Annotated in this window: 10 protein-coding genes; 4 read left to right on the forward strand and 6 right to left on the reverse strand. The window is 36.0% G+C overall.

All coding sequences use genetic code 11. The annotated features are described in order from the left end of the window. Positions 1-555: 555 nt before the first annotated feature. The 6 genes from glpK to JNUCC51_RS07675 all read right to left on the reverse strand — a co-directional run bounded on the left by glpK (position 556) and on the right by JNUCC51_RS07675 (position 7,980). Positions 556-2,052, reverse strand: a complete 1,497-nt coding sequence (gene glpK / locus JNUCC51_RS07650) for a glycerol kinase GlpK (RefSeq protein WP_337991496.1) — start codon at positions 2,050-2,052, stop codon at positions 556-558. Between the two features lie 149 nt (positions 2,053-2,201). Beyond that, positions 2,202-3,005, reverse strand: a complete 804-nt coding sequence (locus tag JNUCC51_RS07655; protein ID WP_337991497.1) for an MIP/aquaporin family protein — start codon at positions 3,003-3,005, stop codon at positions 2,202-2,204. A 156-nt stretch (positions 3,006-3,161) separates the two neighbouring features. Further along, entirely contained in the window at positions 3,162-3,725 is a 564-nt protein-coding gene (locus tag JNUCC51_RS07660; RefSeq protein WP_337991498.1) for a glycerol-3-phosphate responsive antiterminator, read from the reverse strand. A gap of 190 nt (positions 3,726-3,915) precedes the next feature. Then, the gene (locus tag JNUCC51_RS07665; RefSeq protein WP_337991499.1) at positions 3,916-5,559 is read right to left on the reverse strand and encodes a glycerol-3-phosphate dehydrogenase/oxidase; all 1,644 of its coding nucleotides are present in this window, start codon (positions 5,557-5,559) and stop codon (positions 3,916-3,918) included. Positions 5,560-5,950: 391 nt separating this feature from the next. After that, on the reverse strand, positions 5,951-6,526 hold the full coding sequence (locus JNUCC51_RS07670) for an RloB family protein (protein WP_049668198.1): 576 nt from the start codon (positions 6,524-6,526) through the stop codon (positions 5,951-5,953). Positions 6,527-6,696: 170 nt separating this feature from the next. Beyond that, positions 6,697-7,980 (reverse strand): AAA family ATPase, encoded by a 1,284-nt coding sequence (locus tag JNUCC51_RS07675; protein WP_337991500.1) that lies wholly within the window; start codon positions 7,978-7,980, stop codon positions 6,697-6,699. 377 nt (positions 7,981-8,357) lie between these two features. On the opposite strand from JNUCC51_RS07675, the gene JNUCC51_RS07680 reads away from it, so the two are divergent. From JNUCC51_RS07680 to JNUCC51_RS07695, 4 genes are read left to right on the forward strand one after another with little or no spacing between them, the layout of a single operon-like run. Beyond that, positions 8,358-9,449 carry a tyrosine-type recombinase/integrase gene (locus tag JNUCC51_RS07680; RefSeq protein ID WP_337991501.1) on the forward strand — a complete coding sequence of 364 codons (1,092 nt, stop codon included), beginning with the start codon at positions 8,358-8,360 and terminating at the stop codon, positions 9,447-9,449. Between the two features lies 1 nt (position 9,450). After that, on the forward strand, positions 9,451-10,857 hold the full coding sequence (locus tag JNUCC51_RS07685) for a tyrosine-type recombinase/integrase (protein WP_337991502.1): 1,407 nt from the start codon (positions 9,451-9,453) through the stop codon (positions 10,855-10,857). Next, a complete protein-coding gene (locus tag JNUCC51_RS07690) occupies positions 10,850-12,481 on the forward strand; it encodes a site-specific integrase (RefSeq protein ID WP_337991503.1) in 1,632 nt (543 codons plus the stop codon). Before JNUCC51_RS07685 ends, JNUCC51_RS07690 begins: the two co-directional genes overlap by 8 nt. Next, positions 12,474-12,929, forward strand: coding sequence for a DUF6262 family protein (locus JNUCC51_RS07695; protein WP_337991504.1), 456 nt, complete (start codon positions 12,474-12,476; stop codon positions 12,927-12,929). Before JNUCC51_RS07690 ends, JNUCC51_RS07695 begins: the two co-directional genes overlap by 8 nt. The last annotated feature ends 218 nt before the right edge of the window (positions 12,930-13,147 follow it).

Here is a 13,147-nt window from a genome sequence, read left to right on the forward strand (position 1 = left end):
TCCTATTATTCAAGGTAGACAGAACCTAAAATTTCACCTTTTAACCAGCGGGGTTTATCCTTATAGCGTCTTCTCCACATTATAATAAAGGAATTGATTATTTTTTTAATGAAATCTTTTTAGTTCAATTATTAAGAGGTAGAGGTATTGCTGAACATGCTGCATATATGATATTTGAACAATTTAAAGGAAATTGGGAGTTTACTAATCCGTTAGAAAACAACATTGTTGGCCAAAATTTTTGAAGGAAGACAATTTCTAATTATACTAGTGGAGTTTACAGTGAGGAATATGGTGAAACTTTTAATGGATATATAACTTATTTTTCGATTTAACAATTTATAAAATACCGCATATTTAATCTACTATAGTGATATGGGGTACCGTCAAGAAAATGGGCTTACCGTTTTATATCCACATGTATCAATGAGATGCTTTAAACACTTACCTAAAACAAAACCTTGATCGGCAAGTGAAGTGACCCCAGTTAGATTTTTGTCTAACAACAGGATCCGCTTCAAAATTGCCTATCAAGGTTTTTTCATCACTATCTTTTTATTTAAACGCTTGAGCAGCTGCTACAGCTTTTTTCCAGCCTGCATAGATTTCTTCACGATATGAGTCATCCATATTAGGTGTGAATTGATGATCTAAATTCCAATACTCACTAATTTCATCTGGTGATTTCCAGAAGCCAACTGCTAAACCTGCTAAATACGCAGCACCTAAAGCTGTTGTTTCGTTAATGACAGGACGATCAACAGGAACGTTTAATAAATCTGATTGGAATTGCATTAAGAAATTATTTGCAACTGCACCACCATCTACACGTAATTTCGTAAGTGGAATATTGGCATCCGCTTCCATTGCACCAAGTACGTCTTTTGTTTGATACGCTAACGATTCTAATGTTGCACGTACAAAATGTTCTTTAGAAGTACCACGAGTTAAACCGAATACTGCACCTCGTACATCTGAATCCCAATAAGGTGTTCCTAGACCAACGAATGCAGGAACTACATAAACGCCGTCTGACGACTCTACACGTGCAGCATATTGTTCAGATTCAGAAGCAGAACGGAACATGCGTAAGCCGTCGCGTAACCATTGAATAGCAGAGCCAGCTACGAAAATACTTCCTTCTAAAGCGTAAGTAACCTTACCATTTAAGCCCCATGCAAGTGTAGTTAATAAGCCATTTTCTGATTTTACTGCCTTTTCACCAGTATTCATCAACATAAAGCAGCCCGTACCATAAGTGTTTTTAACCATACCTTCTTCGAAACATGCTTGACCGAATAAAGCAGCTTGTTGATCACCTGCAGCCCCTGCAATTGGAACAGCAGAACCAAAGAACAGAGCTTCTTCCGTATATCCATACACTTCTGAAGAAGGACGAACCTCAGGAAGCATAGAAGCAGGAACTCCTAAAATTTCTAATATTTCTTCATCCCATTTTAAATCATAAATGTTGTACATTAATGTACGAGAAGCATTTGAATAATCCGTAACATGGACTTTACCACCTGTTAACTTCCATATTAACCAAGTATCAATTGTACCGAATAATAAATCGCCTGCTTCTGCTTTTTCACGAGCACCTTCAACATTGTCTAAAATCCATTTCACTTTTGTACCGGAGAAGTATGCATCGATTAATAAACCAGTTTTATCACGGAATAAATCATTGTAACCGTTTTCTTTCAATTCCTCACAAATAGCGTTCGTTTGGCGTGATTGCCATACAATCGCATTATAAATTGGTTTCCCAGTATGTTTATCCCAAACAACAGTTGTTTCGCGTTGGTTTGTAATACCGATCCCAGCAATTTGATTTGATTCAATATTTTTTGCAGATAGCACTGTAGCGATACAAGAAAGAATAGAAGACCAAATTTCTTCTGCGTGATGTTCAACCCATCCTGATTGTGGGAAATATTGCGGGAATTCTTGTTGTGCAACATGGAGAATGCTCCCTTTTTCATCAAACAAAATAGCACGTGAGCTTGTTGTACCTTGGTCCAAAGCTAAAATATATTTTTTTTCTGACATCGGTCATACCTCCAAATAATTTTTTAATTTCTTTCAGCAAATGTTTTGGTAGCGAAAGCGAAGCGTCAGCGACAATTATTTTCTGTAGCGAAAGCGAAGCGTCAGCTACAAAGCCGATTCCGAACACAATTTTGCCGAAGCAAATTGATTTACTCTTCACTTTTAATATTTTTCACTGTCATTTGAGCACTGATAAAAATAATAACTACGATAATAGCAAACACCCAAAATGTGATACTATTTTTTCCTTCAAAAATTTGTTGGAAAAATAGGGCACCAAATGTACCACCGATAATTGGACCTACAACTGGAATCCATGCATATGACCATCCTGAGTCACGTTTACCTGGGATTGGTAAGAAAAAGTGAGCTATACGTGGACCTAAGTCACGTGCAGGGTTAATTGCATAACCAGTAGGGCCCCCTAATGCCATCCCGATGACTACAATTAGCATACCAACTAGAAATGGATTCATGCCATCCGTAATTGTATTTGTTCCTAATGCTAGGATACCTAAAACAAGTATAAATGTACCAATCATTTCTGAAATTAAATTTGATAATGGATGTTTAATAGCAGGCATTGTAGAAAATACAGCCAGTTTCGCTTCCGGATCTTTCGTACCTTTCCAATGTGGTAAATACATAAAATAAACGAGTACCCCACCTAAAAATGCACCAATCAATTGTGCAGCAATGTAAGTAGGTACGTCTTCCCATGGGAAATTACCGATTGTAGCAAGCGCGATCGTTAAAGCAGGATTTAAATGAGCCCCACTAATACCACCAACAGCATATGCAGCCATAGCCACACCTAGACCCCAAGCGAATGTAATTACTACCCATCCACCGCCAAAACCTTTCGATTTGTGCAGTGATACACCTGCAACAACGCCACCACCGAATAAAATAAGAATCATCGTGCCGACAAGTTCAGCTGTAAATGTTGACATACATAAAGCCCCCCTTTGTAATAGTGCACTTAGTAAAAAAATAAACCCACACTTAAACAAACTGCACGTTGTAATGCAGATGAATAAATGTGGGTTCCTTTTCCTAACCACGCGCTTTTTAACTTATGTACATTGTAGAGAAAATAATATACATAGTCAACAATATTTTTGGAAATTTTCCCACAAATCCTTATTTGAAGTTGTAATAGCTACTGCCCCAGCTGATAACGCTTCCTCAATGCTTTCAACAGTGCGAACTAGTCCACCTGTAATAACAGGAATTTTTGTTCGCTGGTGTACTTCTGAAATCATTGAAGGAATGATTCCTGGTAATAATTCAATATAATCGGGCTTCGCTGATTCAATCATTGAAAAGCTTTTTTCTAGTGCAATCGTATCAATTAAAAAGACGCGCTGAATTGCAATAATCCCACGAGATTTTGCTTTTATTAACATATTAGATCGAGTGGAAATTATACCTGCAGGACGGATATCATTACATAAAAAATCTGCAGCAAAATTATCCGTTTTTAAGCCATGAATTAAATCTGCATGAATAATTAATTTTTTACCGTTTCGATCTGCTTCTCGTTTTATTGACATAAGCGAACTAATATGCACTTCTAATAGAACAATGTATTCAAATCGACTATTTAATATTTCATCAAAATGCTTAACTGTACGTGCAGCGGGAATAATTTGTTGATTATTGAAATTCATTTGATTTCCCCTTTATATCAATTATGCCTCGGCATAATTGCGTCCGGAATCGGCTTTGTGCTTGCACAAAGCACTCCTTTCCGATTTCCGTGACATCCGCCGGAGGCTTTAACTTCTTTCAGCGGATGTTTGGGCACCCGCTGAAAGAAGTTAAAAAGTGAGGTCGCCTTTAAGACGACCTTCCTTTTTATTATAATGCAGTGGTAGCTCTTGTTATTTCTAAATTTAAATCTTTTTCATATTGCGTACGTTGTTCAGCAGACCAATGTAATTGTTTTGCCATTTCATCTAATATCGCGTCTTTATATTGCTTCACAAGAGCGATATTAAAGAACATATATGCTGTACGACGAATCATAAAGTCGTTTGGATGAACAACCATTTCCTGATGAATACCATACAGTAGCTGAGCATATAGCCCTTGCGGTAAAACAGGATGTTTTTCTTTAGCATATTCAAAAACAGTATCCACATTAGAACCATAATGATGTGCTAAATGTTTCGCTTCCTCTTCTGATAATCCAATATCAACACCCATTTTTGTTCGTTTTGACACGAACGCATGTAAGTTTTTGGAGCCCCCTACATCTCCACCAGATATATGAATATTTTTTGTATGACATGGTTTTGATGCAATGCCAAATCGTTGTTCTAAATCTTGCGTAATCATATTTAAAACCGTTTCAGCCATTTTACGATAACCTGTTAATTTACCGCCAGCGATTGTTACAAGTCCTGAAGCAGATTCCCATACTTCGTCCTTACGAGAAATTTCAGATGGATTTTTACCTTCCTCATGAATTAATGGACGAACGCCTGCCCAGCTTGATTCGATATCCGCATCAGTGACGTTAACTTTTGGAAACATGTAATGAATTGCTTTCATAATATAATCACGATCTTCTTGATGGATATTCATTTCTCGGGCATCGCCTTCGTAAAATGTATCTGTCGTTCCAACATACGTTTTCCCATTTCGAGGAATCGCAAACACCATACGACCATCAGGTGTATCAAAATAGACAGCTTGACGTAATGGGAATTTAGATTCATCAAAAACGATGTGCACACCTTTTGATAAAATTAAGTGCTTACCATTTTGTTTTCCTTCGATATTACGAACTTCATCTACCCATGGACCAGCAGCATTCACAACTTTTTTCGCACGAATATTAAACGTATTATGGGCAATCAAATCTTGCGCTACAATTCCATTAATTTTCTTTTGGTCATTGTATAAAAAGTTTTCTGCCTTTGTATAATTAATGAGTGTTGCGCCTTTTTCGATGGCAGCTTTGGCAACTTCGACTGTCAGACGTGCATCATCTGTACGATATTCTACATAAACACCACCGCCGCGTAAGTCCTCACCTTTAACCAAAGGTTCTTTTTCCATTGTTTTTGCAGCATTTAACATATATCGACGCTCAGAACGTTTGACCCCTGCTAAAAAATCATAGACACGTAAGCCAATATTCGTTGAGAATTTACCGAATGTACCACCTTTATGGAATGGCAGTAGCATCCATACTGGAGTTGTTACATGCGGTCCATTTTCATAAACTATTGCACGCTCTTTTCCTAAATCTGCAACCTCTTTTATTTCGAATTGTTTTAAATAACGAAGTCCACCGTGCACTAATTTTGTCGAACGACTAGAAGTACCAGCCGCGAAGTCTTGCATTTCAACTAACGCTACAGATAGTCCACGAGCAATTGCATCCAATGCGATACCACAACCTGTAATCCCACCACCGATAACCAATAAATCGTATTCTTTACTTTCTAATTCTACAACCGTTTGTTGACGTTGTATTGCTGAAGCTGTGCTCATAATGAAATTCCTCCTTATTTAAAGCGAAAAAAAGAGACCATTAAAAGCACATGTACAAATGTACATATGTTTTTAATGGTCTCTCAATCGCTCAAACCTAGTATATTAACTTAACTTCATTGTAATGTGTTTAGAAAGAAAAGGCAAGGTAGATAGTCAAAAAAATACAACATACACTTTTCTATCATTTATTGGTTTAAGGACGTGTCATATGTACAGTCCAATTGTCATGGCTTTTAAGGTTATTTATTCCCCAATACAAAAAATTTATTTATCTATATTCTTGAGTGGAAGATAAATAAATTTTAGTAATCGTCGCATTGAAAAAGGTCCACTCCGATCAACTTAATATATGTCGTACTTTTAATAATTGTTATTTTGCTGAAAGAAGTTAAAATATGTATTGTATCATTTCATGTATGTTGCAATAAGGATTGTCACGGCTTTCCGTCTTACGAAGTGCCATCATATCTGTGCAATTTTTAATAGCGACCTCATGTCGAAGTGCGATAGGTGCAATAACTGACTCATCCGCTTTATGACGAAAATAACGTGTTACCCCAAGATGCTGCTCCATCTTGTCATTTAATACAGCACGAGGATACTTTTCAGATAGATCGACTTCTTCAAAATGCAACAATAGCCATAATTCGAATGCTTCATTTGAATAGGCAATATGAATATTATTCTCCTCACAAAAGTCATTAACTTCCTCTAATTGCTTTTCAGTTAAATCATCCTTATCAAAAACAATCCAAACTTCATCAAAATATTGGTAGCTTGAATCTCGATAGGCATGCTGAGCTAGCTTAATAGCTGAACGCTTGACGTTTTTTATTTTGACGCTTACCATTTTTGAGCGCTTTAAAATACGCATTTGCTCAAAATAAATGCGTTCGGTTTCACCTTCACAATAAATTAAAACTGTTTTACGCAGTGTTCGATTCCCTTGTTGACGCACTCTCACTGCTCAAACACCCCCACTTCCTATCAAATATATCTCTGCATAATGGCTGTTGTCGCTTCGCTTTCGCACAGATAAATTGCCACAGGACGTGGCGTTCTTAGACTGAGTTCCTCTATTTCAGCGGGTGTTTGGATTCCCGCTGAAAGAAGTTAAAACCGCATTCATCACACCTAAAGAGGTGGGAGACTTTCGCTGAAAGAAGTTAAATATTGATCTGATAAATATTCATTAATAACCGGTGTAGCCCCAAATTCTCCTTTTAAGTAACGCTTGGCATAGGAAATATCCCCACGTTTCTTCTGTAAATCCGCAAAATCAAATAAGGAGTACAGCTCGGATTCATTTTTAAAGCTTTTATTTACAAACCATATTTGATCGGAACGTAGTGGCTGATCTAATAAATCAATTGCATGACTTGTAACAACAAATTGATTCGTAACGTTACGCTTGCTGTTCATAATGGCCATTAAAAATTCGCAGATGGACACATGAAATGCTGTATCAAATTCATCTATAAAAATCGTCTTCCCTTTATTGTATGCATCGACCATGACACATGCTAAATGTAGCATACGGACTGTCCCCTTTGAATCCATCGTCCAATTGATCGTTTCTGTCCCGATCGGCGCACCTGCTTCATCGAACGATAAATAGTGCAAATCGATATCTACCTCTTGAATAACCTCCGGAGTGTCAAAATCATAGCCAATAGTATTTTTCTCTCTTCGCTCAACGCGTCTTGCCGTCACATCTTGAATAGAAAAGTCTGCAATCTTTAGTAACTTTATAACCTCTTTTTTAAAGGGCTCCTCTTCAAGTTTACGAATAAGCGGATGACTTGATAACCGATTTGCTTCATCTAAAAACAGTATTTTATGTAAAAACCAATCAAATATTTTCGTAGCATCTGGGTCATTAAAGACATTTAATACTGATAAGAAAGCTGTATTATTACGCGTATATTTTGTCAATTCTAGCGCTGTGCTTTGGGCAGTTTCATACAAATATTCTGTCCCATCCCATTGTCTATTAAAGAGTTGCTCTTTCATAGATTTTGTCGTTTTAGTTAGACCTTCATAAAGAACCTGCGATGCATTATACTGTACCTCATAATCGTACAGCACCCCATCTAATAATAACGAAATCATAAATTCTGTCGGTTGTTCTTGCCGAGCCCCTAGCTTAAACGGTTGGTAGGGCAATCGTAGTTGTTTAACATTATTAAGATTTTCAAAGTTAAACAATAAAGAACGTAAAATTTTAATAGCAGTGAATAAATTCGATTTTCCACTTCCATTTGGTCCGAAAATAAAAGCACTTTTTACAAGGTAAAACGAGTCAAATTTCATCGTATGTGTGTCCTTTAATTTTCGAATTCGGCTTCCCGCCACCATTGAAAATAGCGTTTCATCTTTATAACTTAAGCAATTTTTCACTCTGAAATCTACCAGCATTTGTAATCCCCCCGTTTAACTCCGCAACATTCCTTTAAAAGAAATTATACTATATTCGTAAAAAAGCACCTATTTATGCACAATTATTTGCTGAAGAATGATTAAGTAATCGAAAATAGAAAAGACGATTTCCCCTTCTGAAAAGTGCATAATAACCAAAAGTGTGTAATCTGTGTAACCACTGTTATACCGCAGTTTATGTAGTTTTTAAGGTGTGTAATATAGATCTACTAAGAAAGCGAATAAAGAAAGATTATGTACACTGTTAACTCAGTGTGTGTAATCTTTTTGCAAACCTTTATGTATCAATGGTTTGGTGGTATACTTACTTTTTATAGGTGTGTAACCATCACTCGTTTCATAAAGGGGCGCTTTTTTTGAAAATAGAAAGAACACTAACCTCATACGTATTGGTTAATTCCAATATGAGGATACTTCCAGAGGTTTTAGATTTTACGAATACGTTAGAGAAAAAAGGCTTATCACCAAATACAATTAAAAGCTATTTGGATGATTTGAAACTTTATTATATTTGGTTAGAAAAAGAAGGCTTAAAGTTCTATAATGTTCAGCCATCAGAATTGCTTGGTTTTTTAGAGTATCTAGATACTAGGAAGAATAATAAAATATCTCCTGCTACTTGGAACCGTTATTTAGCAACACTTAGTTCTTTTTATAGACACCTAGAAGCTATTGGTGGATATATTGAAGAGTCCCCTGTTGTAACGGTAGATAGTAACAACAATAGAAGATACGGATTCTTAAAGCATATAGCGCCTAAATGGGGTAATTTCCAAAGTTATTACAAGAAAAAGAACCCTAAAAAAACCGACAAGAAAAGACTATACGATGATAGTGCTTCTAGGTACTACGAGGCGATTAGCTCTTTATATGGTGGTAATGAAGATTTATTAATTAGAAATAAATTAATCTTTAAACTCTTATACGAAACAGGTTTTAGAACATCTGAACTGTTGCATTTAAGAATGGATGACTTTGATTATCCAGATCCGGATAAAAAGGTCGGAAACTTATATCTTATTGAACGGGACAATGAACTAGAAGATAGGCAATTGAAGACAGGCGAACGTACAGTGCCTGTATCTGATGAATTGTTACAAGAGATTGATGATTACATTCTATATCACAGACCTAACAAAACAGGTGTTGAATATATCTTCGTTTCACATTCGACTAACAACTTAGGGGAACCTATTACAAGACAAACCATAATTAATTTCTTTAGTGATTTAGATGCCGCTGTAGATATCAAAGGCGTAAAGTTAACCGCGCATACACTGCGACATACTCACGCATCCGAACTACAGGATATGGGCGTCGATATTAATGTTATTAAAGAAAGATTAGGCCACGGCAGCATTGAAACATCAGCTAAATATGCTAAACCTTCTGTAAAAACCCTCTCGCTGTCCTATGAAAGATTTTTAGCGCAAAGGGGGCAAGAGTAAGATGGTCAACTATTTAATTGATATCAAAACTGATTACTGGTCAATTGATAGTTCAGGTAAAAAATTTAATTTCTCCTTTGAGTTCATACCCGATGGGTATTTTCGAGACACAATAAAGGAGATTACTTATAAAACCCTTACTATCGGTAATAAGGCTGTTTCAACACAACACCGCTATAACTATTTTCTAAAGCATTTTTTCAACTTTCTTGAAGAAACAAAGGTTGAAATTAAAACATTTGAGGATTTTGATTACGAACTAGCTGAGCTATTTGTATTCTATTTATTAGATAGTGGTAAGGCAGCAAGTACGAGAGCTGTATGTGTAGCAGCCATTAAAAACATTTTAGATTATGGTGTATTTTTTAAAACTCCAGGTTTCCCAAGGCACACAGTTTTTGATGGAACTGAATTTAGATTGTTACAAACACAAGATACTCTTAAAACAATGGTTATTGATGATGACGAGCTTGAGAAAATTGATAATGTACTCAAACTCCCTTTTAAAAATCAGGGCTTCCCTACTCGAAGTAACGACCGAATAGGTTATTTATTACCGCCGTTAGTTGCGATAATAAGGCATACAGGCATTAGGATTTCAGAAGCTTTAGTTCTTAAAAAGGACTGTCTTCAACCGGATATTCTAGGGAAAAATCTTTTAGAAGTTATAAGTCCAAAGAATTTAACTGAACGTTATATACCCGTTAACAATAAAGTTAAAGCTGCTGTTCAGTATTTACTAAATGAACAAGAGAAACGCGGGTTAAGCGAGTTAGCAGAATCTTTGTTTTCTTACTTAAGTGGAAGAGACGTAGCTCAATTAGGTCAATCGGATGCCCGAAGTAAGCTTGATATTTGGCTTTCAATGCACCAATTAGATCCAGCAATTACTTTCCATAGTTTTAGACACACATTGGGAACAGAGTTGTTGAACAATGAGATGTCCCCTTTCGAAGTAATGCAGTATCTTGGTCACGAATCAATGCATTCAACGAGGTTATACGCTAAAGTCCGAAACGATAAATTAACGGCTGAATATAAGAAATTAGGTTTTATAGGATTAATCAAGGAATCCATCGAAGATTTGAAGGACTCTTCTGGAGAAAATTTAAATCAACAAACAAAATTGGTTATTCAACTACCAGATGGGGCTTGTGGGAAACCTCTTGAAAAAGAAGTTCCTAATTGTAAAAAACCTAATGCTTGTCTGTTTTGCCGAAAATTCATTACAACACCGGAGTATTTGGCTGTTCACGAAGACCATTTAAAACGTATAAGAGCTGATAAAGAAAAATATATGGCAGAAGACCTTTTTGGTAATGAGCACATCTTAAACCAAACGGAAAAAGCTTTAGAAACGATTATAAGTCGTTTGAAGGCTTTGGAAGGTGGTGAGATTGTTGGCTGAATTAAAACTTCTGATTACTAAGCAAGGACCAATTAAAAATAGCACAGAAGATGATTTCAGAATTGGAAGTGGCACATTTTCCGACGATATTTGGGACTTCAAAGATGTAATAGCAAAAGACTTTGAACATCTTAAAGGCGGGAAATTAAGACTTAATTTTAGTGAGTTTGCCCCCTACCCTAGAATTCAAAAAGTTATTAAACATTACATTTTAAGCGAGTTAACTCTTTGTTCTTTTAATTCCGTTAAGAGAAAGTTAGCTGGATTCGCTCACTTACCTACTTTTTTAAATCAAAACGAGCATATACAGTCGTTTAAAGATTTCACTGCGAATGAGTTTAAATTGTACCTTGATTTCACGGTAGATTTACCCTTATCGGGTGTATCGAAAAAGAAGATAGGTCAAGTAATGAAGGAACTTTTACTTAGAGGTTCTATGCGTAGTTGGGACACCGTTGTAGATACCGTAGGTATTGAACGTTTGTATGATGAATTGATTATTCAAAACAAACAAATTAAAGACGACACAAAATTTGGTGCAACAAAAAAAGTTTTACCTAAAAGTGAAATAGTTGATTTGCTTATCAACACAGCTAATGAACACATATCGCAGAATCACGATGAGTTTGAGTCTGATAATTTAGCGACATACAAGTATCTTAAAACAAGGGATTACTTAACAGCGCTGAGTATTATTCTTATGACACAATTAGGATTCAGATTAAGTGAATGTTTAACAATTAAATTTGGCTGTTTGAAAGTAATCAATGGTGAATACCAAATCGTCTATACAACGAGAAAAACCAAAAAAGATAAAACTGAAGTCACTAGACCAGCCAATGAATTGGTCGTAAATGCGGTTCGAAAGCTAGAAGAGTATTCAAAGCCCTTAAGGGATGCTTCTGGAATGCCATATTTATTTCTATATAAATCAAGACACTATGACCCGATAACCAAAGATAAGCCAGTCTGTTTAGCTGATCACAACAATTGGACGCGAAACAATTTAAAGAAGTTTATTGAGAAATATAACATTCGAGATGAAAAAGAAAACCATTTAAAATTAACATCACATTATTTCCGCCATATTTTTGCGACATACGCTTTAAAAGATGGTATGAGGCTTCACGACGTAGCAGAAATGTTAAATCACGAATCAATTATTATGACGGAAACTTATGACCACACAAAAGGTAAGAAGCAAAAAGTGATTGAAAAGATTTTAACTGGCGAAACACCAATTTCATCAACAAACCGAATTGTCTTAGAATCAATTGAAGGCGATGAAAACCCGTTTAAAGGCAAGACAGTCGAACAAGTCGAAAAAATGCGTAAAGCATTGAAAATTGAACTCCTACCACACGGATTATGTTTACATCATCCAATGCGGGGCGAACCTTGTGCGCAAGATGGCGTATGTTTAGGGTGTAACGAATTTATAGCTTCAGCTGACCACCTACCGGTGTATGAAAAACGGTTAGAAAAAGTGGAAAAAGAGTTAAGTGACTCTCCTGCCGATAGCGTCTATTCAACAAAACTACACTACCAACAAGGAAAGCTGATTAAGTACATTAGTGACTTACAGCTAAAAATTGCAATGAAAGAGGCCAATAAAAGTGACTGAGGATAAAAAGATGTCGTTACCTGAATTTAATAGAGCAAAATCTACGATGAAGGTTGAGGAAGCTTTAAAGGTACTTAAAAAGGCTGATAAGCCTATTTCATTAGCAAGTGTAGCTAAAGAAGCTGAAATATCTCGCAAAACACTTTATAATCGTCCAGATTTAAAAGCAATGGTTGAGGAAGCAATATCATTACAAAGTGATTTAAAAGCTCCTGTTAGTCCTCCTACGCGCTCTAAAAGACAAAATGGTACATTACAAGCTGAAAGAATTGAAAAGCTAAGAGCTGAAAATAAACAACTTAAAGAAGATAAAAAATCTCTACTGACTGAAAACGCAAATCTAACAACAGAGAATTTAAATTTTAAGCGACGGATTTATGATCTTGAACAATATATTCAACAAATTCAAAGTTCGAAAATCACGCAGCTTAAGGATAAAAATTCGTAAGATGTAAAACCTCTTGGAAGTATGAGACTTTCAAGAGGTTTTACACAGGTAAGTGTATAATCTAACAAGGAAGCTTAGTGTATAGAAGATTACACATTGAACGGTAAACATAATTCCCCTTTTAGTAGGGAAAATCGTCAAATATTACATTTAAGTGCTACTTTGATCCGTTCCGACTGTGCGCTTTCCTAGGGGCAGTTCAAATTCCCAAGGAGTCG

Origin of the sequence: Lysinibacillus sp. JNUCC 51 (assembly GCF_015999525.1) — a bacterium.
In the GTDB taxonomy this organism is placed as follows: Bacteria; Bacillota; Bacilli; order Bacillales_A; family Planococcaceae; genus Lysinibacillus; species Lysinibacillus xylanilyticus.